At 71.0% G+C, this 24,605-nt stretch carries 27 protein-coding genes; 8 read left to right on the top strand and 19 right to left on the bottom strand.

The window, feature by feature from the left end; all coding sequences use genetic code 11:
* Positions 1-106 precede the first annotated feature (106 nt).
* Positions 107-1,870, top strand: coding sequence for a VWA domain-containing protein (locus GC203_RS20080; protein ID WP_293458306.1), 1,764 nt, complete (start codon positions 107-109; stop codon positions 1,868-1,870).
* On the opposite strand, the gene GC203_RS20075 is transcribed toward GC203_RS20080, so the two are convergent.
* The 5 genes from GC203_RS20075 to GC203_RS20055 all read right to left on the bottom strand — a co-directional run bounded on the left by GC203_RS20075 (position 1,860) and on the right by GC203_RS20055 (position 6,838).
* A complete protein-coding gene (locus tag GC203_RS20075; RefSeq protein ID WP_293458305.1) occupies positions 1,860-2,372 on the bottom strand; it encodes an NUDIX domain-containing protein in 513 nt (170 codons plus the stop codon). The genes GC203_RS20080 and GC203_RS20075 overlap by 11 nt on opposite strands.
* Entirely contained in the window at positions 2,372-3,373 is a 1,002-nt protein-coding gene (locus GC203_RS20070; RefSeq protein WP_293458304.1) for a CorA family divalent cation transporter, read from the bottom strand. Before GC203_RS20070 ends, GC203_RS20075 begins: the two co-directional genes overlap by 1 nt.
* An 8-nt stretch (positions 3,374-3,381) precedes the next feature.
* Positions 3,382-5,430, bottom strand: coding sequence for a prolyl oligopeptidase family serine peptidase (locus GC203_RS20065; RefSeq protein ID WP_293458319.1), 2,049 nt, complete (start codon positions 5,428-5,430; stop codon positions 3,382-3,384).
* 223 nt (positions 5,431-5,653) lie between these two features.
* Complete coding sequence (locus GC203_RS20060; protein ID WP_293458303.1) at positions 5,654-5,806, bottom strand: hypothetical protein; 153 nt, start codon at positions 5,804-5,806, stop codon at positions 5,654-5,656.
* A 45-nt stretch (positions 5,807-5,851) separates the two neighbouring features.
* Entirely contained in the window at positions 5,852-6,838 is a 987-nt protein-coding gene (locus GC203_RS20055) for a WYL domain-containing protein (RefSeq protein WP_293458301.1), read from the bottom strand.
* Between the two features lie 76 nt (positions 6,839-6,914).
* Here GC203_RS20055 and GC203_RS20050 point away from each other — a divergent pair, with 76 nt between their 5' ends.
* A complete protein-coding gene (locus tag GC203_RS20050; RefSeq protein ID WP_293458299.1) occupies positions 6,915-7,193 on the top strand; it encodes a hypothetical protein in 279 nt (92 codons plus the stop codon).
* 25 nt (positions 7,194-7,218) lie between these two features.
* Here the strand turns inward: GC203_RS20050 and GC203_RS20045 are convergent, their stop codons facing one another.
* Positions 7,219-7,782, bottom strand: coding sequence for a TetR family transcriptional regulator (locus GC203_RS20045; protein WP_293458298.1), 564 nt, complete (start codon positions 7,780-7,782; stop codon positions 7,219-7,221).
* Between the two features lie 163 nt (positions 7,783-7,945).
* On the opposite strand from GC203_RS20045, the gene GC203_RS20040 reads away from it, so the two are divergent.
* Entirely contained in the window at positions 7,946-8,611 is a 666-nt protein-coding gene (locus GC203_RS20040) for an O-methyltransferase (RefSeq protein WP_293458296.1), read from the top strand.
* A gap of 90 nt (positions 8,612-8,701) precedes the next feature.
* The gene (locus tag GC203_RS20035; protein WP_293458294.1) at positions 8,702-10,228 is read left to right on the top strand and encodes a DHA2 family efflux MFS transporter permease subunit; all 1,527 of its coding nucleotides are present in this window, start codon (positions 8,702-8,704) and stop codon (positions 10,226-10,228) included.
* Positions 10,229-10,241: 13 nt separating this feature from the next.
* Here the strand turns inward: GC203_RS20035 and GC203_RS20030 are convergent, their stop codons facing one another.
* Positions 10,242-11,258 (bottom strand): NAD(P)-dependent alcohol dehydrogenase, encoded by a 1,017-nt coding sequence (locus GC203_RS20030; RefSeq protein WP_293458292.1) that lies wholly within the window; start codon positions 11,256-11,258, stop codon positions 10,242-10,244.
* A gap of 112 nt (positions 11,259-11,370) precedes the next feature.
* Here GC203_RS20030 and GC203_RS20025 point away from each other — a divergent pair, with 112 nt between their 5' ends.
* Positions 11,371-11,736 carry a helix-turn-helix domain-containing protein gene (locus GC203_RS20025; protein ID WP_293458290.1) on the top strand — a complete coding sequence of 122 codons (366 nt, stop codon included), beginning with the start codon at positions 11,371-11,373 and terminating at the stop codon, positions 11,734-11,736.
* 2 nt (positions 11,737-11,738) lie between these two features.
* Here GC203_RS20025 and GC203_RS20020 read toward each other — a convergent pair whose 3' ends face one another.
* Both GC203_RS20020 and GC203_RS20015 read right to left on the bottom strand, forming a co-directional pair.
* Complete coding sequence (locus GC203_RS20020; RefSeq protein WP_293458288.1) at positions 11,739-12,107, bottom strand: DUF6285 domain-containing protein; 369 nt, start codon at positions 12,105-12,107, stop codon at positions 11,739-11,741.
* Positions 12,104-13,099: a phosphotransferase family protein gene (locus GC203_RS20015; RefSeq protein WP_293458287.1), complete on the bottom strand. Its 996-nt coding sequence runs from the start codon at positions 13,097-13,099 to the stop codon at positions 12,104-12,106. The genes GC203_RS20020 and GC203_RS20015 overlap by 4 nt, the downstream gene beginning before the upstream one ends.
* Positions 13,100-13,214: 115 nt before the next feature.
* Between GC203_RS20015 and GC203_RS20010 the strand changes: the two genes are divergently transcribed.
* Positions 13,215-14,582 carry an acyl-CoA dehydrogenase gene (locus tag GC203_RS20010; RefSeq protein ID WP_293458285.1) on the top strand — a complete coding sequence of 456 codons (1,368 nt, stop codon included), beginning with the start codon at positions 13,215-13,217 and terminating at the stop codon, positions 14,580-14,582.
* 111 nt (positions 14,583-14,693) lie between these two features.
* Here GC203_RS20010 and GC203_RS20005 read toward each other — a convergent pair whose 3' ends face one another.
* The 5 genes from GC203_RS20005 to rplJ form a co-directional block, all read right to left on the bottom strand.
* Entirely contained in the window at positions 14,694-15,536 is an 843-nt protein-coding gene (locus tag GC203_RS20005) for a sterol desaturase family protein (RefSeq protein ID WP_366502113.1), read from the bottom strand.
* A 94-nt stretch (positions 15,537-15,630) separates the two neighbouring features.
* On the bottom strand, positions 15,631-16,701 hold the full coding sequence (locus tag GC203_RS20000; protein WP_293458284.1) for a helix-turn-helix domain-containing protein: 1,071 nt from the start codon (positions 16,699-16,701) through the stop codon (positions 15,631-15,633).
* Positions 16,702-16,759: 58 nt separating this feature from the next.
* Positions 16,760-17,302: a hypothetical protein gene (locus GC203_RS19995; RefSeq protein ID WP_293458283.1), complete on the bottom strand. Its 543-nt coding sequence runs from the start codon at positions 17,300-17,302 to the stop codon at positions 16,760-16,762.
* A gap of 168 nt (positions 17,303-17,470) precedes the next feature.
* Positions 17,471-17,857, bottom strand: a complete 387-nt coding sequence (rplL, locus tag GC203_RS19990; RefSeq protein ID WP_293458282.1) for a 50S ribosomal protein L7/L12 — start codon at positions 17,855-17,857, stop codon at positions 17,471-17,473.
* A gap of 42 nt (positions 17,858-17,899) precedes the next feature.
* Positions 17,900-18,415: a 50S ribosomal protein L10 gene (gene rplJ, locus GC203_RS19985; protein WP_293458280.1), complete on the bottom strand. Its 516-nt coding sequence runs from the start codon at positions 18,413-18,415 to the stop codon at positions 17,900-17,902.
* 386 nt (positions 18,416-18,801) lie between these two features.
* Here rplJ and GC203_RS19980 point away from each other — a divergent pair, with 386 nt between their 5' ends.
* Entirely contained in the window at positions 18,802-19,245 is a 444-nt protein-coding gene (locus tag GC203_RS19980) for a hypothetical protein (protein ID WP_293458278.1), read from the top strand.
* Here the strand turns inward: GC203_RS19980 and GC203_RS19975 are convergent.
* The 3 genes from GC203_RS19975 to GC203_RS19965 form a co-directional block, all read right to left on the bottom strand.
* Positions 19,236-19,670 (bottom strand): hypothetical protein, encoded by a 435-nt coding sequence (locus tag GC203_RS19975; RefSeq protein ID WP_293458277.1) that lies wholly within the window; start codon positions 19,668-19,670, stop codon positions 19,236-19,238. The two genes, GC203_RS19980 and GC203_RS19975, sit on opposite strands and share 10 nt — an antisense overlap.
* A gap of 156 nt (positions 19,671-19,826) precedes the next feature.
* Complete coding sequence (locus GC203_RS19970) at positions 19,827-21,023, bottom strand: acetyl-CoA C-acetyltransferase (protein ID WP_293458276.1); 1,197 nt, start codon at positions 21,021-21,023, stop codon at positions 19,827-19,829.
* A 250-nt stretch (positions 21,024-21,273) separates the two neighbouring features.
* A complete protein-coding gene (locus GC203_RS19965) occupies positions 21,274-22,095 on the bottom strand; it encodes an enoyl-CoA hydratase-related protein (protein WP_293458275.1) in 822 nt (273 codons plus the stop codon).
* Positions 22,096-22,173: 78 nt separating this feature from the next.
* Here GC203_RS19965 and GC203_RS19960 point away from each other — a divergent pair, with 78 nt between their 5' ends.
* Complete coding sequence (locus GC203_RS19960; protein WP_293458273.1) at positions 22,174-23,229, top strand: glycoside hydrolase family 172 protein; 1,056 nt, start codon at positions 22,174-22,176, stop codon at positions 23,227-23,229.
* Here the strand turns inward: GC203_RS19960 and GC203_RS19955 are convergent.
* Entirely contained in the window at positions 23,226-23,732 is a 507-nt protein-coding gene (locus GC203_RS19955; RefSeq protein ID WP_293458272.1) for a GNAT family N-acetyltransferase, read from the bottom strand. The two genes, GC203_RS19960 and GC203_RS19955, sit on opposite strands and share 4 nt — an antisense overlap.
* Before the next feature lie 42 nt (positions 23,733-23,774).
* Positions 23,775-24,605: hypothetical protein (locus tag GC203_RS19950; RefSeq protein WP_293458271.1), on the bottom strand; the 831-nt coding region annotated here is incomplete at its 5' end.

The raw sequence follows: 24,605 nt of genomic DNA, 5'->3' as shown, positions 1-24,605 counted from the left end.
TCCAGGCTTCGCCACGCTAAGGCCGCGATCCCAGCGTGGCCTTGCCATGGGGAACGCACACACCGGGAGTGACCGAATGTATCCGCATCGGCTCCGAATTCTCGCCATGGCCGGGCTGACCGCCCTCTCCGGCCAGCCGGCCTTCGCCCGTCCCGCCAGGGTCGTCGACGGCCAGCCGACCGCGCAGGCCTGCGCCGAACTGGGCTTCCGCACATCGCCGGACTCCCCTCGCCGCATCGGCGGGGTGATGAGCTACGCCAAGCCCGCGCCGGCGCCCCTACCCCCGCCGCCGCCGCCGCCGCCGCCGCCCGCCATCGCGGCGCCGAACCCGCCGCTTCCCGTCCCGCCCGTGGAGCGGCGCATCGCCGAGCCGCAGCCGCCGACGGCGCCGAGCGCGCTCACGGTCACGGTCACGGGCGCGATGCGCGCACCCTATCCCGCACGGCAGGACACCGAACGCTATCCGCACGCCCAGGCCAATCCGATCCACCAGACCGCGCAGGAGCCGGTCTCGACCTTCTCGGTCGACGTGGACACCGCCGCCTATTCCAACGTCCGCCGCTTCCTCATGAACGGCCAGCGTCCGCCGACCGACGCGGTTCGGGTGGAGGAGCTGGTGAACTACTTCGACTACGGCTACGCGCCTCCCGCCGACCGCGCCTCGCCGTTTTCGACCTATGTGGCGCTGGCCCCCTCGCCCTGGTCGGCGCAGCGCCGGATCCTGCACATCGGCATCCAGGGCTACGACCTCGACCGGCGCGAGCCGCCGCCGCTCAACCTGGTGTTCCTGATCGACACCTCGGGCTCGATGATGGGCGCCGACCGCCTGCCGCTGGCGCAGAAGTCGCTGAACCTGCTGATCGACCGGCTGCGGCCGCAGGACCGGGTGGCGATGGTGGCCTATGCGGGCTCGGCCGGGGCGGTGCTGGCCCCCACCGACGGGCGGCAGAAGCTGAAGATGCGCTGCGCGCTGGGCGCGCTGCGGGCCGGCGGCTCGACCGCGGGCGGCCAGGGACTGGCGCTGGCCTATGCGCTGGCCAAGGAGCGGTTCGACCCCAAGGCGGTGAACCGGGTGATCCTGATGACCGACGGCGACTTCAACGTCGGCGTCGCCGACCCCGAGAAGCTGAAGGACTTCGTCACCGACCACCGCAAGGACGGCGTCTACCTGTCGGTCTACGGCTTCGGCCGCGGCAACTACAACGACACCATGATGCAGGCCCTGGCGCAGAACGGGAACGGGACCGCCGCCTACGTCGACAGCCTGCAGGAGGCGCGCAAGCTGTTCCGCGAGGACTTCGTGAAGTCGCTGTTCCCGATCGCCGACGACGTGAAGGTGCAGGTGGAGTTCAACCCCGCCCAGGTCTCGGAATACCGGCTGATCGGCTACGAGACCCGCATGCTGGCGCGGGAGGACTTCAACAACGACCAGGTCGACGCCGGCGAGGTGGGCGCGGGCGCCTCGGTCACCGCGCTCTACGAGATCACGCCGGCGGGCGCGCCGGGCTCGGCCGACCCGCTGCGGTACGGGCGCGCCGCCGCGCCAAGCGGCAAGCCGGGCGAGCTGGCGTTCCTGAAGATCCGCTACAAGCTGCCCGGCGAGGCGAAGTCGCGGCTGATCGAGCGGCCGATCACCGGCGCCGACGCGGCGGGCTCGCTGGCCGCGGCGCCGCAGCCCACGCGCTGGGCCGTTGCGGTGGCAGGCTTCGGCCAGAAGCTGCGGCGCGACCCGCGCGTCTCCGACGCCTTCGGCTGGGACGACATCACCGGCCTGGCCCAGGGCGCGCGCGGCGACGACCCCTATGGCGAACGGGCCGAGTTCGTGCAGCTGGTGCGCGCGGCGGCCGACGCCCAGGGGCTCAGCGACTAGGGCCCTTCCCGTATCGGGAGCTTGAGCGCGATCCGGTCGCGAGACGCGCGAGCGCCTCGTCGAGGATCGGCCGCTGGCCCTTGTGGATCTTCACCGCCGCCGTGGCCGCGTCGAACCAGCCGGCGCGGTCCACCTCGGGAAAGGCCTGACGGCGGCCGGTGCGCGGCGGCCACTCGATCTCGAAGGTGTTGCTGCGGATCGCCGAGACGTCGAGGTCGGCGGCCACCAGCCAGGCGCGCACCAGCTTGCCGCCCGGGGTCATGCAGGGGGTGAGTGGGTGGCCCTCCCCCGCGACCGGCAGGCCCAGCTCCTCCTCGAACTCGCGCGCCGCGGCGTCCCAGTCGGCCTCGCCGGCCTCCACGAGGCCCTTGGGGATCGACCAGGCGGCCTCGTCCTTCTTCGCCCAGTAGGGCCCGCCGGGATGGACCAGCAGGAACTCCGGCGCCGCGCGGGGCCCGCGCCAGGCGAGCACGCCCGCGCTGACCGACGGGGCGCGCGCCATCAGGGCAGCATGCCCATGCGCCGCAGCATCCACAGCGCGCCGCCCACGATCGCCACGCAGAGAACGCCCACGGTCATGAAGCCGCCGGCGGAGTGGGCGAAGGGGATGCCCTCCACGTTCATGCCGAAGGCGCTGACGACCAGGGTGGGCGGGATGAGCAGGGTCGAGATCACCGTCAGCGTCCGCATGCTGCGGTTGGTGGCGCTGGTGATCAGGGTGTCGAGCTCTTCGTGCAGCAGCCGGCCGCGGTCGTGCAGGCCGCCGGCCTCGCGGTCGAGGTCTTCCGCCGCGGCGACGAGGTCGGGCAGCCATTCGGCGAGGGGGGCGATCCGCCGGGCCCCGCGGCCGGCGTGGGCGCGGGTGAGCGCGCCGCGCAGCGCCTGGGCCTCGCGGCGATAGCGGGAGACGCTGCGGCGGATGGCGGACAGGCCGGTGTCGCCCAGATCCTGGGGCTCGGCGAGCACCAGGTCCTCCACCCTGGCGAGGCTGGCGCCGAGGTCCTCGAAGACCTGCTCCAGGCGGTCGATGTAGTGCTCGATGTAGGCGGCGACGGCGGCGGCGGGACTCTCGAACGTGACGCCGCCCTCCACGTCGGCCCGCAGGTCGTCGATGGCGCGCAGCGCGTGCAGCCGGCCGGTGATGAGGCGCGCGCCGTCGAGGGCGAACACCAGCCGCCCCTCGCCCTGCGGCCGCCCGGCGAGGTCGCGTTCGAGGTCCGGCAGGACGCCGAACACCCAGCCCCGCTCCTGCTCGATGTGGACCCGGGTCTCGCGCTCGACAAACAGCGCCCGCGCGTCGGCCGGCAGGCCGGAGACCTTGTCGAGCAGGATCTTGGAGCGGACATCGCCGAGCGCCAGATGCGACCAGCCCCAGCCACCCGCCTGCGGCTCGAAGGCCGGCTGGTCGGAGGCGACCGTTCGGCCGCCGTCGAAGCGGTAGGCGCAGAGCAGCCCCGAACGCGGCCCGACCAGATCCTCGAGCGTCTGGTTCAACCCGGCCACGGCGCCCCTCAGTCCATCAGCCTCTGCATGAGGTAGGTGTACTCCAACGCCTGGCGCATGGCGCGCTCGTTGAGGTTGGCGGCCGCGGCGTGACCGCCGTCGATGTTCTCGTAGTAGAGGTAGTCGTAGCCCAGCTCCTTGAGCCGGGCGGCGGCCTTGCGGGCGTGGGCCGGATGCACCCGGTCGTCCTTGGTCGACGTCTCCAGGAACACCTTGGGATAGGGCTGGCCGGCCTTCAGGTTCTGGTACGGCGAATAGCTCATCAGCATCGCCCGCTCGGCCGGGACGGCGGGGTCGCCGTACTCGCCCACCCAGGACGCGCCCGCGCCGATGTGGGTGTAGCCGATCATGTCGAACAGCGGCACCTGGATGACGATGGCGTTGTAGAGCTCGGGATGCTTGGTGAGCGCCACGCCCATGAGCAGGCCGCCGTTCGAGCCGCCCATGATCCCGAGCTTCTTCGGATTGGTGATCTTGCGGTCGATCAGGTCCTGGCTGACCGCGAAGAAGTCGTCGTAGACCCGCATCCGGTTCAGCTTGAGGCCGGCGTTGTGCCAGCGGGGGCCGAACTCGCCGCCGCCGCGGATGTTGGCGATGACGAACACCCCGCCCTTCTCCAGCCACAGCTTGCCGGTGGTGGCCGCATAGGCCGGCGTCTGGCTGACCAGGAAGCCGCCGTAGGCGTAAAGCAGCGTCGGATTGGTCCCGTCGAGCTTCATGTCCTTCGCGTGGACGACGAAGTACGGGACCTGGGTTCCATCCTTCGAGGTGGCCCAGAACTGTTCGGTGACGAAGCGCGAGGCGTCGAAGCGCGGGGGCAGCGCCTTCAGCTCGGCCGCCGGCCCGCCCGCCGCATCGGCCAGCCACTGGCTCGACGGGGTAAGGAAGCTGGTGACGCCCAGCAGCAGCTGGTCGTCGTGGTCGGACGCCGAGGCGATGGAGATGGTGGAATCCTTCGGCAGGTCCAGCGGCGTGGCGGTCCAGCGGGACGCGCCGCGCTTCAGGCTGAGCAGGCGGCCCTTCACGTTGTCGAGCAGGGCCACGACCAGGCGGTCGCGCGTGGTGGCCACCTGCTCCACCGACTGGCTGAGCGTGGGCCGCAGGACGAGGGACGGCTTCAGCGCGCCGGGCGTCTTCTTCACCGCCTTCAAGTCGAAGTCGACGAGGTCGCCCTCCTTCATCCCGCGCTCGGGCCAGTCCTCCTCGAGGCTGACGAGCATCCGGCCCGAGACATAGCCCTGGACGGTCGACTTCTTCGGCAGGTCGAGGCGCAGGGGACGGTCCTCGTCGAGCACGTAATATTCGGCGTTGAAGGTGTCCAAGGGCCGCTGGATCACCACCGCCTGCACCTTGCCGTCCGGATCGCGCAGGACGATCGAGCCGACGCCGTAGCCGCCGTCGTCCTTCTGGCCGTAGAAGACCTGATGCGCGTCGGCCAGCGGCTGGCCGCGCTTCAGAAGCTTGGCGATGTAGGGATAGCCCGAGGCGGTGACCTCGCCCGGCGTCCATTCGGTGACCACCAGCAGGGTGTCGCGGTCGATCCAGTCGAAACGGTGCTTGCCCTCGGGCAGGTCGAAGCCGCCGTCGACGAAGGCCTTGGTCTGGGTGTCGAACTCGCGCACGACCACGGCGTCCTTGCCGCCGTCGGAGAGGCTGACCAGGCAGTAGCGGTCGTCGGGGGGCAGGCAGTCGGCGCCCTTCCAGACCCAGTTGGCGTTCTCGGCCTTGGCCAGGGCGTCGAGGTCGATCAGCGTCGCCCAGTCCGGCTGGCCGGCGCGATAGCTCGCGAGGCTGGTCTGACGCCAGACGCCGCGGACATGATCGGCGTCCTGCCAGTAGTCGCGGAGCGTGCCGGCGCCGGCGAAATAGACGCCCGGGATGCGATCCTTGGCCGTGGCGATCGTCAGGGCGTCGGCGTAGAGGCCGGCGTAGCGGGGATCGTTTTGGAGCTGGGGCAGCGAGCGGGCGTTCTCGGCGCGGGCGAAGGCCAGCGCCTGGGCGCCCTCGATCTCCTCCATATAGGCGTAGGGATCGGGCGGCTCGGGCGCTGCGGCCATCAGGAACACTCCGGCGAGAACGGTGGCGGCCAGTCGCATGCGGAACCCCACGGTTTGCTTCCGGCCGATAGAGCCCGGCCGGGCGGGCAAGCTCAAGAGGCGTCCGCCCCCTCCGGCCCTTCGGGCCACCTCCCCCGCTTCGCAGGGGAGGAGCCGGATCTTGCTCCTCCCCCGTGCAACGGGGGAGGTGGATCGGCGCGTAGCGACGAGACGGAGGGGGCGATCAGCGACCCGCGCGGATTGCGCGGGCGGTGTCGGGGCAGGCCAGGAACAGCACGCTCCAGATCGTCCAGGCCAGCGCCCGGCGCAGGCGGCGGCCCAGCGTGCGGGGACGGACCTGGGTTTCGTAGTAGGCGGCGTAGTCGAGGACGGTCATGAGGGTCTCTCCGATCTGATGCCGAGACCCTGAAGCCGGGGTACGTCAATTCCGGACGTGGGTCTGGAGCGCCAGTTCGAGCTCCCCGGCCATCATGTCCTTGAGCGCCTGGGGCGCGACGATCTCCACCTTGTCTCCCCAGGTGAAGAGGTGCCAGGCCAGCTCTCGCATGCCGCTGGCCCGGAAGCGGACGACGATCGAGCCGTCGGCCTGCTCCTCCAGCTTCTGGCGCGCGTGGAAGCGCCAGCGGCGGGCGTCGTCGGCGCCGTGCGGGCGCACGCGAAGGACCACGTCCTCGGTGTCGTCCTGGTAGATGCCGAAGCTCTCGTCGGCGTAGGCCTGCAGCGAGAAGCCCTCGGGCGGCGCGCCGGGCCGGCCCGTGACCTCGACGTCGAACACCCGGTCCAGCCGCCAGTTGCGGGGGCCCGTCCCCGTCCCGACCTCCTCGGCGACGAGGTAGTTCGAGCGGCCGAACAGGATGCCGTAGGGCACGACCTCGCGGATGCGCCCCGGCGTGGAGCCGCCCTCGTAGCGGAACCGCAGCGCGCAGAGCGCCTTCAGGGCCCCACGGACCGCGGCCAGCACGCTCTCGTCCTCGAACGGGCGCGGGCCCGCCTGCACCGCGATGGTCTCGGCCTGGAGCAGGGCTTCGAGGTCGGGGGCCAGGCGACGGCGGGCGGCGGCGCGCATGGCCGACAGCACCTTCTGCTCCAGCGTGCGCAGGTGGGCGGCGCGGCCGGCGGCGCCCTGCCGGTCCATCATCTCGGCGGCGGCGGTGAGCGCCGCCAGTTCCTCGGCCGTGGGGGCCTGGAACAGGCCGTCGAGCCCCGACGGGATGCGGAAGCGGCGGCTCGGCGGGTCGTCGACCACTTCCATCTGCGGGAAGACGTCCCACACCGCGTCGCGCATCCGCTCGGCGGTGCGGCGGGCCACCCCCATGCGGTCGGCGATCTCGTCCAGGGTGAATCCTTCTGCGCTGGAGGCCAGCAGGCGGGCCAGCTCCAGCAGGCGGGCGCCTTTTTCGTGCCGCATGGAAACCTACGTCCGTTTTTGTCGTACCTGGCAGACAAAAGCAGAACCATCGCAACCCCGCAAGGAGTTCCCGCCGATGGCTTCCTACCGCCGCTTCAAGCCCCGCATCGCCCGCCCGATCGACGACCCGCGCCCCACGCCCCTCTCCGGCGCCGTGGTCGACGCCGTGCTGCGTTTCCACGACGAGGAACACGACCAGGGCGGCGGCCGCACCCTGCTGCGCCTGTCGCCGAGCCGCCTGCGCACCCGCGAGGTGAAGAGCGCGCTCGGCCGCGACGCGGCCCGCGCCGGCCGCGTGGCGATCCTCTGGAACGAGCACGAGGGCGAGATCATCCGGGTGCTGGAGGCGGCGTGACGGCGCGACCGTCGGGCCGCCGCCCTCAGCCGCGATCCAGGCTCGCCAGATAGGCGCAGAACATGTCGGCCATGGCGTCGGCGTAGGCCTCGATCTCGGCCGCCGTACGCGGCGTTTCGGAGAAGTGCTTGCCGACCTGGCCGAGGGTGGCCTCGATCAGATCGCTGGCGACCGCGCGCGTGGCGTCGGAAGCGGAGGGCGACGCCTCCCGCAGGAAGGCCTCCACCGCCCCGTGGCTGGCGGCATGGGCCTCGTGGGCCTCGGGCGCGTCGCGATAGAGCGGCGCCGCGTCGCTGAGGGCCACGCGCATCTGGGCTTCCTCGCACTCGGACCGGATGAAGGCGTGGACGAGGTCGCGCAGCCTCCGCTCCGGCGGCTTGCCGCTGTCCGCCAGGATCGCGGTCATGAGGCCGGTCGTCTGCCGCCACTCGTCGGACTGCAGCCGGAACAGGATCGCCGCCTTGTTGGGAAAGTACTGGTAGAGCGAGCCCACGCTGACCCCGGCGCGCTCGGCCACCCGCGCCGTGGTGAAACGCTGCGCGCCGTCCTTCGCCAAAACCTGAACCGCCGCATCGAGGATGGTCGCCACCAGCTCGGTCGACCGGGCCTGACGCGGTTGTTTTCGCGAGGAAATCTGGGGCGCTCGGCGCTCGGTCATCGGACGTCCGGCAATGCGAATAGGGAATGCGATGGATTAGTCGCATTTTCGATCCCGGCGCAAGGCCGCGCCGGACCCAAGCCGGGAACCGTGAATGACCACCCTGACCTCCTCCCCCGTCGCCCCCTTGCTTGATCGCCTGTTCGACGAGGCCGACGCCGCCTCGCCGCAGCATGATCCCGCCTTCGCGGAGATGTCCGACGACGAGCGGACGCGCCTGATGCGCAGCAAGACCGACTACCGCGAGCTCTACGGCCGCCTGAAGGCCTTCGCCCTGCCGGTCTCGCGCGAGACCGGGCAGCTCCTCTACATGCTCGCGCGAAGCCGCGGCGCGCGCTCGATCGTCGAGTTCGGGACTTCGTTCGGAATCTCGACCCTGCATCTGGCCGCCGCCCTTCGGGACAACGGCGGCGGGCGGCTGATCACCAGCGAATTCGAGCCACCGAAGGCGGCGCGGGCCCGGCAGAACCTCGCCGCCGGCGGCGTCGCCGACCTGGTCGAGATCCGCGAGGGCGACGCGCTGGAGACCCTCGCCGTCGATCTGCCGGACACAATCGACCTGCTGCTGCTCGACGGCGCCAAGGCGCTCTATCCGGACATCCTGGCGCTGGTGGAGGATCGCCTGCGGCCCGGCTCCCTGATCGTGGCCGACAACGCCGACTTCAGTCCGGAATACCTGGCGCGCGTCCGCTCGCCCGCGGCCGGCTACCTCTCCACGCCGTTCGGCGAGGACGTCGAGCTGTCGATGAAGATCGCCTGATCCGCCGCGCGAAGCCTTCCCCTACGTCCGGCTTGCCTGGGCCGCCATACCCGGCATTCTGCGCCGCGAACGGGGAAGGCTTACCGGCGCGTGGCCGCACAACAGGACATCGACAACAGGATCCCGATCACCGGGGCCCTGATGCTGGCCACGCTGATGAATACGCTGGACAGCACGATCGCCAACGTGGCGCTGCCGCATATGCGCGGCAGCGTCTCGGCCTCCCAGGACCAGATCACCTGGGTGCTGACCTCGTACATCATCGCCACGGCCCTGATGACGCCGCTGTCGGGGTGGCTGTCGCAGAAGATCGGCCGCAAGCGGATGCTGCTGCTCTCCATCGGCGGCTTCACCATCACCTCGATGCTGTGCGGCATCGCCACCACCCTGCCCGAGCTGGTGTTCTTCCGCCTGCTGCAGGGAATCGCCGGCGCCTCGCTGATGCCGCTCTCCCAGACGGTGATGCTCGACATCTTCCCGATGCCGATGATCCCCCGGGTGATGAGCCTGTGGAGCGCCGCGGTGATCCTGGGCCCGATCGTCGGGCCGGGGCTGGGCGGATGGATCACCGAGCACCTGTCGTGGCGCTGGGTGTTCTTCATCAACCTGCCGATCGGCATCCTGGCGACGCTGGGCGTCTACACCTTCATGGCCAACGATCCCGGAGGGCGGCAGAGGCCGTTCGACTTCCTGGGCTTCGGCGCGCTGGTGGCCTTCATCGGCGGCTTCCAGGTGATGATGGACCGCGGCCCGACCCAGGACTGGCTCGACAGCCCGGAGATCTGGATCGAGGCGGCGATCGCCGCCGCCGGCCTGTGGATCTTCGTCATCCAGACGTCGACGGCGGCCAATCCGTTCTTCCACCGCGACCTGGCCAAGGACCGGAACTTCGCCGGCACCACGATCTTCGGCCTGTTCGTGGGCGCCCTGCTGTTCTCCACCACCGCCCTGCTGCCCTCGTTCATGCAGCAGCTCCTGGGCTATTCGGCGCTGCAGAGCGGCATCGCCAGCATGCCGCGGGGGCTGGGCTCGCTGATCTCGTTCCTGCTGGTGCCGATGATGGTGGTGCGCCTCGGGGCCCGGAAGGTGCTGCTGATCGGGGTGACCCTGTGCGTGGGCGCGCTGTGGATGATGGGTCGCTTCGACCTGATGATGACGGCCGAGCCGATCATGATCAGCGGCTTCATCCAGGGCATGGGCGTGGGCCTGCTGTTCGCGCCGCTCAACACCCTGGGCTATGCGACCCTCGATCCGGCGCACCGGGTGGAGGGCACCATCGTGGCCACCATGGCGCGCAGCATCGGCTCCAGCGCCGGCATCTCGCTGGTCCAGGCCATGGTGATCCGCACCGGCGCCGTCGCCCACAGCGAACTGGCGGGCCACATCGACACCGCCGACCCGATGGTGCGCTATTCTCTGCCCAGCTACATGGATCCGGCCACGACGCGGGGGCTCGAGATCCTGAACGGCGAGGTCACGCGGCAAGGCGCCATGATCGGCTATGCGAACGTCTTCAGCTGGATGGCGCTCGGCACCCTGCTGCTGGTGCCCTTGATCATGATCCTGCGGCCGGCCACGGCGGTTCCCCTGCGCCAAGCCGAGGCGCACGCCGACTAGGACAGGGCCGGCCTCAGCCTCCCACGCGGATCACCACCTTGCCCATGTGCGCGCCGCTCTCGAGATGGCCGAAGGCGTCGCGGGCCGCCTCGAAATCGAAGACCCGGTCGATCACCGGCCTCAGGCCGCTGGCCGCGACCGCGCGGTTGAACTCCAGCAGCGCGGCGCGGTCGCCCACGGTGATGTTGCGGAAGCTGGCCCCGCTGGCCTTCAGCGCGAAGAAGTCGATCCCGGGATTGTCGGCGCTCAGGAACCCGATGGAGGCGATCTCGCCGCCGACGGCCACCGCCCGCAGCGACTGGGCGATGGTCCCGGGGCCGCCAACCTCGACCACGCGGTCGACGCCGCGGCCGCCGGTCAGCGCGCGGACGCTCCGGCCCCACTGGGGATCGTCGCTGTAGTTGACCACGTGGGCCGCCCCCAGTGCCTTGAGCTGCTCGGCCTTGGCCGAACTGGAGGTGGTGGCGATCACGACGGCGCCCACCGCGCGGGCCAGTTGCAGCGCGAAGATCGAGACCCCGCCGCTGCCCAGGACGAGCACGGCGTGACCGGCGCGGATCGGCGTCGGCCCCGAGAGCGCCGTCCAGGCGGTGAGGCCGGCGCAGGGCAGCGTGCAGCCCTCCTCGTAGGAAAGCCCGTCGGGAAGGCGGACCACGGCCTCCTGGCTGACCGCCTTGAGCTCGCAGAGCCAGCCGTCGCTCTCGGCGCCGTAGCTGTCTGTCTGGATCGTCGACGGCATCTCGCCGCCGAACCAGCGCGGGTGGAACGCGCCGATCACGCGATCGCCGCTCCGGAAGGCCGTCACGCCCTCGCCCACCGCCACGATCTCCCCGGCCGCGTCGCTCACGGGGATCAGGCCCGGCACGGCCTTGCGCGGATAGCGGCCTCGGAGGATGGCGATGTCGCGGAAATTGAGCGAGACGGCGCGGACGCGCACCAGCACCTCGCCGCGCTGGGGCGCGGGGTCGGCCTCCTCGCGCAGCCTCAGGGCGCCCAGGTCCTCGAAGCTGTCGAAACGATAGGCGCGCATCCTGGAATGGCCTCCGAAAGCCCGGCGCCGGGCCGCGGCGGGAGTTAGGCGAGCCGCTCTCGATATGGCAAGAACGGACGAAAAAGTGAGCCAGTCACCAAAAGGTAAGCCGATGTCCGATCCGCGCCTCGCCGAGCGGAAGGTCCCGAAGATCGCCTGCGTCGAGGACGTCCAGGATGCGATCTCCGTCCTCGAAGGGCGCTGGAAGATGCTGATCGTCGCCCATCTCTACGGCGAGCCGGTCCTTCGCTTTTCCGAACTCCGGCGCGCAATCCCGCAGGTTTCCCAGAAGATGCTGATCCAGCAGCTAAGGGGCCTGGAGGACGATGGCGTGGTGACGCGCACCGTCCACCCCCAGGTGCCCCCCAAGGTCGAGTACGAACTGACCGAGCTGGGCCGTGGCCTCGGCCCGGTGTTCCTGGCGCTGCTGGACTGGGCCACGCTCCGCCGCAGCCTGGCGGCCGCCTCGGAGCCGTAGACTCAGGGCCGCGGACCGGCGCCTTCCGGGCGGTAGGACGGCTGGTCGATGGCGAGCTGGTGCTTGGCCATGACGTGCAGCGCCGGCAGCAGGCCGGCCGTCTCCACCGTCATGTCGCCGCCGCGGATGGCGGCGCAGAGTTCGGCGTTGAGCGCCTCGAACGTCCCCTCGTGGCCCAGCAGGCCGGCCATCAGGCGGACCGCTTCCGCCTCGGCGGCGGGGCCTTCCGAGAGTTCGCGCCCGACCGCGGCCAGCGCATTGGCCGCCACGCGGGCCAGGAAGGCGTTGCGCGGGTCGAGGCCGGGCCGGATCTGGTCGATCCACAGGCGCACCGATTCCACCAGTTCCTCGGTCGTGGGGTGGGTGATCACAGGCCTTCCTCCAGCAGCACGACCAGGTCGGCCTCGGTCTCGGAGACGCGCCGGCCGATCATCGGACGCTCGACCGACTTCTCCGCGCCGTCACGCCAGGAGAGGTACATGGTCAGGCACATGATCCCCCAGCGCAGCGACCCCAGCATCTGCCAGAAGCGCACGCGGCGCAGGTCGATCGCCCGCCCCCCCGCCGCGGCGTAGCCGGCCAGCAGGTCGGCGTAGTCGCCGAAGCCGCCGACCGGGCGATCCGGCCGGCCGAAGCGCCAGGAGTTGGTGCAGATCCAGCCCATGTCCTCGGCCGGGTCGCCGATATGGGCCAGCTCCCAGTCCAGCACGGCGGCCACGCCGGCCTCCGGGTCGAACATGATGTTCCCGTTGCGGAAATCGCCGTGGAGCAGGACGGGCTCGACGGGTTCGGGCGTGTGGCGGCGCAGGTACTGGAAGGCCAGCTCCAGGATCGGGCGCTGGGCGCCGGTGGCGCGGTAGACCTCCTCGTAGCGGTCGAGCTCGCCCTTGCCGTCGATGGCCTTCAGGCCCAGGCCCGGCGGCGGCGGCGTCTTGTGGATGCCCGCCAGCGCCTCGCCGCACTGGCGGGCGAGCGCCGGCCGGACGGCGTCGAAGCGCGGGTCGGAGGTGATCTTGCGGCCAAGCGTCTCGCCATCGACCCGAACCATCACATAGGCCTCGCCCAGGCCGTCGGCCTCACCGCAGACATGGCGCACGTGCGGGACCCGCGCCCCATGCGCCTCGGTGGCGCGGATCAGCGCGGCCTCGGTCGCCAGGCTGACCGATCGGGCGCTCTCCGGATCGAACGGAACGCTGCGGCGGCGCAGGATCAGCCGCTCGGGCCCGCCCGCGCCGTCGAACCCGAACGCCCAGGTTTCCATGCTGGCGCCGCCCGACAGGCGCTGGGCCTCGGTGAGCGCGGCGCCCTGCCCTCCCAACCTCACGGCGAGCTTCTCGAGGCCCGCGCGAACATCAACAGCCATGACCCGACGGAAGCCCTCGCTTGGTCTAGTCTCGCCCCGATCTGGCGGAGCCGGAGGCGGATTGTAAACGGTCCCGCCACGTCAAGTCCGCCCAAGAACGTTCGGGAGCAACGGCATGGATTTCGACATTCCCCAGGACATCCAGGACTACCTGGGCGAGCTGGACCGCTTCATCGACGACGTGATCATGCCGCTGCAGCACGCCGACGATAACGACCGCTTCTTCGACCATCGCCGCGAGCACGCCCGCACCGATTGGGACAACGACGGCCTGCCCCGCAAGGAATGGGAAGAGCTGCTGGCCAAGGCCCGCAAGCTGGCCGACGAGGCCGGCCACCTGCGCTACGCCTGGCCCGTGGAGATGGGCGGCAAGGGCGGCACCCAGCTGGCCATGGCGATCATCCGCGAACACCTGGCGGCCAAGGGCCTGGGCCTGTTCAACGACCTGCAGACCGAGCACTCGATCGTCGGCAACAACCCCTTCGTGCTGATGTTCAAGGAGTTCGCGACCAACGAGCAGTACGACCGCTACGCCGACAAGCTGCTGAACGGCGGCATGCGCACGGGCTTCGGCCTGACCGAACCCAACCACGGCAGCGACGCCACCTGGATGGAGACCCGCGCCGTCCCCCACGAGAAGGACGGCAAGCCCGGCTGGCTCATAAACGGCGAAAAAATGTGGACGACGGGCATGCACGTGGCGACGCACGTGATGTGCTTCGCCCGCACGTCCGGGAAGGACGGCGACGCCACGGGGATCACCTGCTTCATCGTCCCGGCGGATGCTCCCGGCCTGAAGGTCGAGGAGTACATGTGGACCTTCAACATGCCGACCGACCACCCGCGGATCAGCTTCACCGACGTGTGGATCCCTGAGGACAGCTACTGGGGCGTGATCGACCGCGGGCTGGGGCTGGGGCAGAGCTTCGTCCACCAGAACCGCATCCGCCAGGCGGCGTCCTCGCTGGGCGCGGCGCAGTTCTGCATCAACGAGAGCGTGAAGTACGCCCGCGAGCGCAAGCCGTTCGGCAAGGCGCTGGCCGAGAACCAGGCGATCCAGTGGCCGCTGGTGGAGCTGCAGACCCAGTGCGAGATGCTGCGCCTCTTGATCCGCAAGACCGCCTGGCAGATGGACCACATGGAGCACAAGGAGATCGAGCGGACGATCTCGGACAAGGTCTCGATGTGCAACTACTGGGCGAACCGCCTGGTCTGCGAGGCGGCCGACCGGGCGATGCAGGTGCACGGCGGCATCGGCTATTCCCGCCACAAGCCCTTCGAACACATCTTCCGCCACCACCGCCGCTACCGGATCACCGAGGGTTCGGAGGAGATCCAGATGCGCAAGGTCGGCGCGTACCTCTTCGGCTACCTGGGGCCCAAGCGCGCGGACCCGTTCTTCAAGGCGCTGAACGAGGCGGAGAAGGCGGCCAAGGGCGACTATGTCCAGCCCATCCCCGCCCACCACAACGCCTCGCGCTGAGGCCCCAGCCTTAAGCGCGCCCCCTCCACCACTTCGTGGTCCCCCTCCCCCGCTTCGCAGGGGAGGGGCAGGGCCTCGCTCCTCCCCCGTTGCGACGGAGGGGGCGTCGGCCTACCCCTCCGCCAGGGCCGGCTCGGCGGTCGGCCGCGCGCCGAACGGGCGCCAGGCGGCCCGGGCGTAGCGTTCCAGGTACTCGGGGTGCTCGGTGCCCATCCAGCGGTCCCACCAGGTGAACCAGCCGGCGTAGTTCCAGCCCGCCTGGCCGTGGTGCAGGTCGTGGTGGGTGGTGGTGACGATGAAGTCCAGCATGGGCCGGCCGTCGCGGCGGGCGGGCATCAGTTCGTAGCCCGAGTGGACCAGGGTGTTGGTGACGATCTGGTAGAGCATCACCCACTGCATGGCATGCGACGGCATCGGGAAGACCGCCGGCCAGACCACGATGAAGCCCACCAGGACCAGGGCCTCCGGGATGTCGAAGCTGTAGGCGGTGAAGGGCGACGGGTTGTTGCTGCGGTGGTGGCGGCGGTGGAAGCGCCTGAACAGCCGCGGATGGTGCATCATCCGGTGGGTCCAGTAGAACCAGGTGTCGAGGCCGACGATCCCGGCGACGATGGAGACGCCCAGCCAGACCGGCCCCCAACCGTCGGCGATGGTCTCCAGCGGGTAGAGCCCCGCCCGGTACATGAAGGTCAGCAGCACCCCCACCGTGGCGAACACCGCCATCGAGCGCAGGGAGAACATCAGCTCGGTGAGGAGCTGGCGGGCAGGAGGCGTCGCCTCGCGGATCTTGCGCGGCTTCAGCACGGGCGCCAGCACGACCCAGAGCGCCAGCCAGACCCCGACGGTGTAGATCACGTACCGGCTCAGCGTGGGCTGCAGCTCGCGCAGCCAGATGTGCGCCAGGTCGGCCAGCGCGGCCGACATCGGGGTCATGTCGGTGATGATGATGGGCATGGGCGGGTCCGTTCGTCGTTCGATGGACGCAAGAACAGCCGACCGCCCCGCCCGCGGTCTTGCCCGGGGCGGAAAAGCCTCGCCGATTTCGAAATCAGACGGCTTCGTGCAATTCCGGCGAGGCCGTCAGCGCCTGGCGCCGCCACTCGGTGGGCGTGGCGCCGGTGGCCGCGCGGAAGGCGCGGTTGAACGGGCCCAGCGAGCCGTAGCCCAGGTCGAAGGCGATGGCGGCCACGGTGGTGCGGGCCTCGGCCGGATCGGCGAGGCGGCGCTTGGCGGCCTCGATCCGGTAGCTGTTGACGAAGTCGGCGAAGTTGCGATGGCCCAGGCGCTGGTTGATCAGCCGGCGCAGGCGGTGCTCGGGGGTGTCGAGTTCGGCGGCCAGCCCGCCGATGGTGAGGCCCTCCCGCCGCCAGCCCTCGGCCGACATCAGGGCGCCCAGGCGCTCGATCAGCAGGCGATCCGCCGCCTCGGCGCGGGCGTCGGCGCCGCCGTCGCCCCGGCGGGACGCGCCGAACGCCGCGGGCTGGACCTGCAGCACCGCCGCCCCCATCGCCGCGGCGAGCGCGGCGACCATCAGCCCGCCGAGCGGCTGACCGACCTCGAACATCAGCCAGGGGCCGGACGGGGCGAGGCGGTGCAGGAAGGCCGACCCCACCTCCACGATCACGAACAGACACGACAGCGACAGCAGGAGCGCCCGGAAGCGGCGGCGGCGCTCGACGAGGTCGTCGTTCCAGTCGCGCAGGATCACGCCGCCGGCGTGCAGGGCCAGGCCTCCGGAGATGAGGTTCCGCACCGTCCAGGCAAGGTCCCGGACCTCGGGCGGCAGCAACGGCTGCGCGACCCCGATCAGCAACAGGGCCGCGGCCGGCGCGAGGGTGAGCGGCGCGACCTTCCAGTCGGCGAACACCGCCAGCACGAAAAGCCAGAAGAGCCCGCCGACCGGCGTGGAGACGAGGTCGAGCAGGTACGGCTGGCCGATCGCGTTCCAGATCGGCCGGGAATCGCAGACCAGCCAGGCCACGATGCTGGCGCTGCACATCGCGGTGGCGATCCGCACGTTCGCGCCCAGCGTGCTGCGCCCCACGACGATCGCGATGATCGTCATGGCCCCGGCGGCGAGGCCATGGACGAAGGCGCTGATGAGTTGGGAGTCGGCCACGGCCGGACGGTATCACGGGTCTGCGGCGGCCCAAGTGAAGGTCCGGTCATGCGGCGACTCAGCGCGGCTGACCGCCGTTCAGCAGCGGCAGGCACCGCCGCCAGTTGGCCTGGTCGGCCGCCACGCAGGCCTGGTAGCTCTGGCCGGCGGCGTAGACGCCGTTCGCCGCGTCGGGGCCGCGCAGGGCCGGGCCGGAGGCGGCCGGCGCCCCCCGGGGCGCTCCGCCCAGCGGCGCGCCGCCGATCATGATCTGACCGTTCGCGCTGACGCCCGGCCCGCTCGCCGGGGGCGGCGCGGCGGGCGGAGCCGACGGCGCGGCGTTGCGGGACGAGAGCGCCGCGCCCAGCAGGCCGCCGAGGCCCGTGGCCACCGCCCCGCCGCCCAGTCCCCCGCCCAGGCCGCCCCCGGCGCCGCCGATCCCCGGCGCGGCGGACATGCCCAGCCGGCCATGCAGCCTGGCGCATTCGGGCGTGCTGGCCGCCACGGGCGAACTGCAGATCTGGATGGCGGCGTTCAGCCGGTTGATGTCGGCCGCGGTCTGGGCCTGCGCGGCCGGTGCGAACGACAGGCCGATCAGGCCGGCGGCGAACAGCAGTCTCATGGAAGCCCCCTGGTTCCGGAGCCTGGAGACTGCGTCGGGCGGCGTCGCACGGCTTCCCCCGAATGGGGGCATGAGAAAAGGGCCGGAGGTCGCCCCCCGGCCCTTCGACGTATCGTCTGGATCCCGGCCAAGGCCGGGATAACTCGGCGCGCCTGGCGGCGCGCAGGGTTACTTGATCTGGACGGAGGCGCCGGCTTCTTCGAGCTTCTTCTTGATTTCTTCCGCTTCCTGCTTGGAAACGTTTTCCTTCACGTTCTGAGGAGCGCCTTCGACGAGGTCCTTGGCTTCCTTCAGGCCGAGGTCCGGACGAACGCCGCGGACTTCCTTGATCACGTTGATCTTCTTGTCGCCGCCGGCGGTCAGCACGACGGTGAACTCGGTTTGCTCTTCTTCAGCGGCGGCCGGAGCGGCGCCACCGGCGGCCGGGGCCGCGGCGACGGCCACCGGAGCGGCGGCGGAGACGCCCCACTTTTCTTCCAGCAGCTTGGAGAGCTCAGCGGCTTCCAGAACGGTCAGGGCGGACAGGTCGTCCACCAGCTTTTCGAGATTGGCCATTTGCGTAGATCCTTATGAGAGGTTTGTCGGGAAGATGATCGATCAGGCGGCGTCTTTGGCGGCGTATGCGCCCATGACGCGGGCCAGCTGACCGGCGGGCGCCTGCAGGACGCCGGCGATCTTCGTCGCCGGGGCTTGCAGGAGGCCGATGATCTTGGCCCGGAGCTGGTCAAGCGACGGCAGGGTGGCCAGGGCGGTCACCGAGCTCTTGTCCAGCACCTGTTGACCCATGAAGCCGCCAATGACGGAGAACTTCTCGTTGTCCTTGGCGTACTGGGTCGCGACCTTGGCGGCGGACACCGGGTCGGCGGCGAAGGCGATGGCGACAGGACCCTTGAAGAGGGCGTCGCCCGCTTCACCGATCGAGCCCCCGAGAGCCTTCTGGGCCAGGGTGTTCTTCACCACCTGCAGCGTGGCGCCTTCGTTGCGAAGGCGGCCGCGGAGATCGGTCATTTCCGCAACGGTCAGACCCATGTAGTGGGTCACGACCACGGCGCCGGAGTCAGCGAAGACGCCCTTGAGCGCTTCGATGGCTTCCTGCTTTTGAGCGCGGTCCATTGCGGTCTCCATACTCAGGTTCCGCACACGCACGATCGCGCGCACGGGAAAGCACCTGTCCATTGATGGAAAGCCGCGGCCCTCGCGCCCAAGCCGCTTGGCGGCCGGACGGGCGGGACGTCATCTTCCCGTCTCCCTATGCCTGGGGAAGGGCCCTTCCCCACGTCACGGCCTCCGGTGGCCCCGGCGGCTGCACAGTTCTCGGACAGGATGGAAGGCTCGGGAGAGCCCTCCGTCCACGCCTCTCCCTCAAGAGGGATCGACGAAGCGCGGGCCTTTACACGAAGAGCCGCCGGAACTCAACCCGAGGCCTGCGCCGGTTTCGGTTGGCGGCCACCCGGCGAGGGCGTAGCGTCCGCCCGCGCGATGGCGAACAGGAGGTCCCGATGCTGGCCTTCCAGCCCCAGGACAGCGCCATGACCCTCGCCGAGGGCCTGGCCGAATACTACGAAAAGCACCCGCTGCTGAAGCGCGGCGCCACGCTGCCGGCGCCGGCGCAGGACTTCTTCCGATGTCATGACGCGGCCCACATCGTCTTCGGCTGCGACACCAGCCTCGCCAACGAGGCCGTGGTGAAGCTCTCCAGCATCTTCGGCACCACGGCCGGCCTGGGCGTGCTGAAGGGCTATGCGCTCTACGACTCGCTCGACATCTACCGCAAGCTGCCGCCGGGCGAGGTGCTGGACGTGATCGCCCGCGCCGTGGTCATCGCGCCCCGGACGATCGCGCGGCGCCTGCGCCAGACCAAGCGCTGGCCGTGGTCGCGGTTCGAGGCCTTCCTCGACTGGCCGCTGGTCGAGATCCGCCGCGAGTTCGGCATCTACGTCTGAGCGGAGAGCCAGGCCTCCAGGCGCTCGGCCTTCGCCAGGTCCTTCGGGCGGCCGAAGAGGCGCAGGATGCGAAGCTGGTCCGCCGCCGATGGGATCGGACCGGAGACGTCGAGAGCACGCCCCCTCACCTTCAGGCCGCCCATCACCTCGACCGGCCCCCACGGCGTCGCGTAGCGGGCGAAGTCGTCCGAGCGGAACGGCCCGTCGGGCGCCTTGGCTTCACCCGCCGCGAGCCAGCCGCCCCAGGCGGCGCGCAGCCGAGCCGCGCCTTCGACGCCGGTCACGACATCGAGATCGCCCGCCGTCTCCAACGGAACGCCCAGCAGGATCAGCGCGCCCGAGCCGATCAGGCTCCAGGGCGCGGCGAAGGCGTCGAGGTCCGGCCCGAGGCGGTCGAGCAGCGCGCGAAGCTCGGCGGGGGTCATGGCCGACCTCCCCCATCCACCGTCATCCCAGGCCTTGTGCCTGGGATCCCTCTCGAAGCCGCCGAGGGGCGGACGATCCAGCGCCGGCCGCGGGACCGATAGAGGGATCCTCGCCACAAGGGCGAGGATGACGAAGCAGGCACGAAACGCGAGGCCCTAGGCCGCCTCGAAGATCGCCGCGATGCCCTGGCCGCCACCGATGCACATGGTCTCCAGGCCGTACTTGCCGTCGCGCCGCTTCAGCTCGCGCAGCAGGTTGGCCAGGATGCGCCCGCCGGTGGCGCCGATCGGGTGGCCGAGCGAGATGCCCGAGCCGTTGACGTTGAGGCGGTCGCGTTCGTCCCAGCCCCAGCCCTTCAGCACGGCCAGCACCTGGGGCGCGAAGGCCTCGTTCAGCTCGACCAGGTCGATGTCGTCCCAGCCCATGCCGGTGCGCTCGAAGAGGCGCTTCACGGCCGGCACCGGGCCGATGCCCATGCGCGACGGATCGCAGCCGGCGGCGGCCCAGCTCACGAACCAGCCCATGGGTTCGAGGTTCAGCTCGGCCAGCTTGTCCTCGGCCACCACGAGGCAGGCGGCCGCAGCGTCGTTCTGCTGGCTGGCGTTGCCGGCGGTGACCACGCCGTCCTTCTCGATGGCGCGCAGCTTGCCGAGGCTTTCGGGCGTGGCGTCGGCGCGCACGCCCTCGTCCTGCTTGAAGACGACGGGGTCGCCGCGCTTCTGCGGCACCGCGACCGGCACCAGCTCGTCGTCGAACTTGCCGTCCGCCCAGGCCTTGGCCGCCCGCTGATGGCTCATGGCGGCGTATTCGTCGCATTCCTCGCGGCTGATCTGGTAGTCGCGGGCGAGGTTGTCGGCGGTCTCGATCATGCCGGAGATGACGCCGAAGCGCTCGATCGGCTGGCTCATCACCCGCCCGCGCGCCAGGCGGTCGTGCAAGGTCACCGAGCCGGCGCGCGCGCCCTTGCGCATGTCGGTCGTGTAGTACTCGCAATTGGACATGCTCTCGACGCCGCCGGCGATGACCACGTCGGCGACGCCGGTCTGGACCATCATGGCCGCGTCCACCACCGCCTGAAGGCCGGAGCCGCAGCGGCGGTCGAGCTGGTAGCCGGGGGTCTCGATCGGGAAGCCCGCCGCCAGCGCCGACCAGCGCGCGATGCAGGGCGCCTCGCCCGAGCCGTAGCCCTGGGCGAAGATCACGTCGTCCACCTTCATCGGATCGATCTGGGTTCGCTCGACCAGCGCCTTCAGCACCACGGCGCCCAGTTCGCCCGCTGGCATGTCGCTGAGCGCGCCCAGGTACTTGCCGACGGCGGTGCGGATGGGGCTGACGATGGCGGCGCGTCTCACGTGGGCTTCCTCCGGTGCTTCGTCCCGTCCCTGCGGCCCTGGGCGGAGCGCGTCAAGGTCTCGTTGGGTGACGTTGGAGCTCGGCTCGCACTTTCGACGTCATCCCGGGCGGACGCCCGCGCAGGCGGGCGGGAGACCCGGGACCCAGCCGCTCGGGCCTTGAGGCTGCATTCCCGCGCGTCGAAGTTTGAGCGGCTGGGTCCCGGATCTCCGGGCGCTGTGCGCCCTGCGTCCGGGATGACGGGCGCCCTTATCCGCTCCAGACGGGGGCGCGCTTCTCCATCCAGGCCTTCACGCCCTCGCGGTAGTCGTCGGTCTTGGACATCTCGACCAGCAGCGCCTCGGCCACACGCACCGAGTTGGCGGCGTCGCGGTGGAGGTCGCGGTAGATCTGGCGCTTGGTCTCGCGCGCCGAGCCCGGCGCTATGGCGGCGAACTGGCGGGCGTAGGCCATCACCTCATCCATCAGGCGGTCGGCCGGGACGATCCGGTTGAGGAAGCCCATGCGGTCGGCCTCCTCGGCGGTGAACACCCGGCTGGTCAGCAGGATGTCGTTGGCGTGGGTCAGGCCCACGATGCGCGGCAGCACCCAGGAGAGCCCGAACTCGGCCGGAAAATTGAACCGGCCGTGGGCGGCGGTGAACTTCGCGCCGGGAACGCAGAAGCGCAGGTCGGCGAAGGCCGCCAGCACCAGGCCCACGCCGGCGGCCGCGCCGTTGATGGCCGCGATCACCGGTTTCCCGATCCCGAAGTGGTAGGCGAAGGTCGCGTCGAAGGCGGGGTCGACGCCATAGCCGGGCTCGGCGATGTCGTCCGGCGTGCCCGCGTCGTAGCCGCCGCGGTCGGAGTGGCCCTCCAGCGCCTGGAGGTCGGCGCCGGCGCAGAAGGCCTGGCCCTCCGGATCGCCGGTGACGACGATGGCGCGCACGGCGGGGTCGCGGTCGGCTTCGCGCAGGATCCAGCGGTATTCGGTGTGCATCCGCCCGGTCCAGGCGTTGCGGCGCTTGGGGCGGGCGAGCGTGACGACGGCGACGCCGTCGAGAACGTCGTAGCGGGTGGCTTTGAGCTCCATGGGCTCACTTAGCGCCCCTTGCGCGACGCCGTCCAACCGTCTCGACTGCCGGCCAACGACAACGGGAGGGCGAGGACGATGGCGGGCGAGGCGCTGTACGACCTGGGCGGAGCGCTGGAAACGCGATCCATCTGTTTCGAGAACCCGACCGGGGCGCGCGGCGCCGGCGGCCAGGCGGCGAGCCCGCTGGGCGTCGGGCGCAAGGGCGATCCGGCGCGCACCATCGGCGCTGGCGAGACGGTGACCCTGGCCGACATCGAGGGCCCCGGAACCATCCGCCACATCTGGCTGACCAGCGGCCAGTCGCCGAAGGTGTTCCGCGGCGCGGTGGTGCGCGCCTATTGGGACGGCCAGGAACATCCCAGCATCGAGGCGCCGCTGGGCGACCTGTTCGGCTTCGCCCACGGCAGGACGCCGCCGTTCCAGTCGCACGCCCATACGGTGGGCGAGCGCTACGCCCTGAACCTGTGGCTGCCGATGCCGTTCGCCCGGCGCGCGCGGCTGACCCTGACCAACGAGCTCTCGCGGCCGATCCCGCTGTTCTATCAGGTGGACTACACCCTGGGGGACGCGCACGGCGGCGAGGTCGGCCGGTTGCACGCCGCCTTCGCCCGGTCCAATCCCACCACGCCGGGGCGCGACTTCGAAATCCTGCCCAAGCGCGAGGGCCGCGGCCGCTACCTGGGCGCGGTGATCGGCGTGCGGCCGCTGGCCGGCCGCTGGTGGGGCGAAGGCGAGGCCAAGATCTTCCTCGACGGCGACGGTGACTTCCCGTCCGTCTGCGGCACCGGGTCGGAGGACTATGTCGGCCTGTCGTACGGCCTGCAGCCGACGCCCTTCGCCTTTCACGGGTGCAACTGGCGCGAAGCCGACGACATGAGCGACACCGGCCGCGTCTCGATGTACCGCTGGCACGTCCCCGATCCGGTCGTCTGGCGCCAGGATATCCGCGTCACGATCCAGCAGATCGGCCTGGGCGAAGGGACGGTCACCGATATGGAGACCTACAAGGCCGCCTTGGTGGAGCGCGCCGACGACTGGTCGGCCTGCGCCTTCTGGTACGAAGCGGTCCCCAGCGCGCGCCTGCCCCCGATGCCGGACGTGGCGGCGCGCACGGCCGACCTCCCCGGCTAGGCGACCACGAAGCGCAGGATCGTCCCGTTCCAGGGGGTTGTCGTGTCGAGCGCCTCGACCGGGCCTGACGCCAGCTCGGCGGCCACGCCGCGCCAGAAAGCCAGGGCGCCGGCGTTCCTGCGCGCGACCGCCAGCTCCCATTGGCCGGGGCGCGGGCCGATGGCGGCCGTTGCCGCAAGGTGGCCGACCCCGCCGCGGCGATGCTTGCGGACGATGAAGAACTCGGCGACCGCGTGGTCGACCGGCAGGCCGGCGTGGCTGTGGTCGTTGAGGAGGACGAAACCGGCGAGGTCTCCGTCGACCCGCACGAGGAAGGCCTCGCGGCCGGGCTCGGTCCAGTAGCTGTCGAGGTAGGGATAGGGCTCGAAGGTCCCGTCCTCGGCCAGTTCGCCCCGCGCCTCGCCGGCCCACTGTTCGGTGAAGTCGTAGGTGTAGAGCTGGAAGAGGTTCGCCAGGGTCGCGCGCCGCTCAGGCCCGGCCGGCTCGAGGATCACGTTCGCCATGGCGCTCCACCCCTGGCCCCGATCGCGAGGCGGAGCGCTCTCTTAGGACTCCAGGGTCAGGCCGTCGAGCGAGGCGAGCCGGGCGGCGAAGCCCCAGCCGAAGGCCTGATCGTCGGTGACCGCGAACACCAGCTCGTTGCGGCCGGCCTTCAGCGGCAGCATGGCGTGCTCGAAGCGGGTGTCCACGAAACCGGTGTAGCCGGGATGGCGGCTCTCCCAGCCGTTGACCGCGGCGTAGACGGGCGCGCCGTCGAGGCGCACCTCGACCTGGTCGGAGTAGCCGACGCCGAGGCGGACCCGACGGGCGGCGTCCGAGACAAGCGTCTTGCGGGCGAAGGCGACGAGGCGCTTCCGGGGCTGCGGCGGGAAGACGCGCGAGAGGTTCACGAGCCCGGACTCCTCGGCCTCCAGCGTGCGCCAGGCCGCGTCCGGGGGCGGCGCAGGCGCGTCTTCCGGATAGGGCCCGGCGACCGACCAGCGCTGGATGAACTCCGCGGGCGGAGGCTGCGGCGCCAGCAAGGGCGCGGCCGTGGCCGCCGGGCCAGCCGTGAAGTTCGACACCGCCGCGGCCCAGGCGTCGGGCCGGTTGTTGACGCGGGCCCAGAGAGCCACGCCGCCGCCGGGCGATCCGCTGCGCAGCCGCGGGACGACGATCTTCGGGCTGTCGCCCTCGCCGACGAAGATCGCGAGACGCGAGCCCGCCACCTCGATGCGCACGGGCGTCCAGCGGTCGCGCGGCCAGTCGGCGGCGGCCAGGAACTCCGGATAAAGCTGCCAGGTCGAGGAGCCGAGCCGCGGCGCGTACTGCACGGCCATGAAGTCGCCCGAGCGGCGGGTGCGCAGGTAGATGTTCTCATGCAGGGCGAACGACTG

Source organism: Phenylobacterium sp. (assembly GCF_016124325.1).
GTDB lineage: Bacteria > Pseudomonadota > Alphaproteobacteria > Caulobacterales > Caulobacteraceae > Phenylobacterium.
This window is presented reverse-complemented; position numbering and strand designations above follow the sequence as displayed.

Excerpts from the sequence above, each read along its gene's own strand:
- GC203_RS20080 (WP_293458306.1), top strand. The coding sequence starts at position 107 with ATGGCCGGGCTGACCGCCCTCTCCGGCCAGCCGGCCTTCGCCCGTCCC.
- GC203_RS20075 (WP_293458305.1), bottom strand. The coding sequence starts at position 2,372 with ATGGCGCGCGCCCCGTCGGTCAGCGCGGGCGTGCTCGCCTGGCGCGGG.
- GC203_RS20065 (WP_293458319.1), bottom strand. The coding sequence starts at position 5,430 with ATGGCCGCAGCGCCCGAGCCGCCCGATCCCTACGCCTATATGGAGGAG.
- GC203_RS20060 (WP_293458303.1), bottom strand. The coding sequence starts at position 5,806 with ATGACCGTCCTCGACTACGCCGCCTACTACGAAACCCAGGTCCGTCCC.
- GC203_RS20055 (WP_293458301.1), bottom strand. The coding sequence starts at position 6,838 with ATGCGGCACGAAAAAGGCGCCCGCCTGCTGGAGCTGGCCCGCCTGCTG.
- GC203_RS20050 (WP_293458299.1), top strand. The coding sequence starts at position 6,915 with ATGGCTTCCTACCGCCGCTTCAAGCCCCGCATCGCCCGCCCGATCGAC.
- GC203_RS20040 (WP_293458296.1), top strand. The coding sequence starts at position 7,946 with ATGACCACCCTGACCTCCTCCCCCGTCGCCCCCTTGCTTGATCGCCTG.
- GC203_RS20030 (WP_293458292.1), bottom strand. The coding sequence starts at position 11,258 with ATGCGCGCCTATCGTTTCGACAGCTTCGAGGACCTGGGCGCCCTGAGG.
- GC203_RS20025 (WP_293458290.1), top strand. The coding sequence starts at position 11,371 with ATGTCCGATCCGCGCCTCGCCGAGCGGAAGGTCCCGAAGATCGCCTGC.
- GC203_RS20015 (WP_293458287.1), bottom strand. The coding sequence starts at position 13,099 with ATGGCTGTTGATGTTCGCGCGGGCCTCGAGAAGCTCGCCGTGAGGTTG.
- GC203_RS20010 (WP_293458285.1), top strand. The coding sequence starts at position 13,215 with ATGGATTTCGACATTCCCCAGGACATCCAGGACTACCTGGGCGAGCTG.
- GC203_RS20005 (WP_366502113.1), bottom strand. The coding sequence starts at position 15,536 with ATGCCCATCATCATCACCGACATGACCCCGATGTCGGCCGCGCTGGCC.
- GC203_RS19995 (WP_293458283.1), bottom strand. The coding sequence starts at position 17,302 with ATGAGACTGCTGTTCGCCGCCGGCCTGATCGGCCTGTCGTTCGCACCG.
- rplL (WP_293458282.1), bottom strand. The coding sequence starts at position 17,857 with ATGGCCAATCTCGAAAAGCTGGTGGACGACCTGTCCGCCCTGACCGTT.
- rplJ (WP_293458280.1), bottom strand. The coding sequence starts at position 18,415 with ATGGACCGCGCTCAAAAGCAGGAAGCCATCGAAGCGCTCAAGGGCGTC.
- GC203_RS19980 (WP_293458278.1), top strand. The coding sequence starts at position 18,802 with ATGCTGGCCTTCCAGCCCCAGGACAGCGCCATGACCCTCGCCGAGGGC.
- GC203_RS19975 (WP_293458277.1), bottom strand. The coding sequence starts at position 19,670 with ATGACCCCCGCCGAGCTTCGCGCGCTGCTCGACCGCCTCGGGCCGGAC.
- GC203_RS19965 (WP_293458275.1), bottom strand. The coding sequence starts at position 22,095 with ATGGAGCTCAAAGCCACCCGCTACGACGTTCTCGACGGCGTCGCCGTC.
- GC203_RS19960 (WP_293458273.1), top strand. The coding sequence starts at position 22,174 with ATGGCGGGCGAGGCGCTGTACGACCTGGGCGGAGCGCTGGAAACGCGA.
- GC203_RS19955 (WP_293458272.1), bottom strand. The coding sequence starts at position 23,732 with ATGGCGAACGTGATCCTCGAGCCGGCCGGGCCTGAGCGGCGCGCGACC.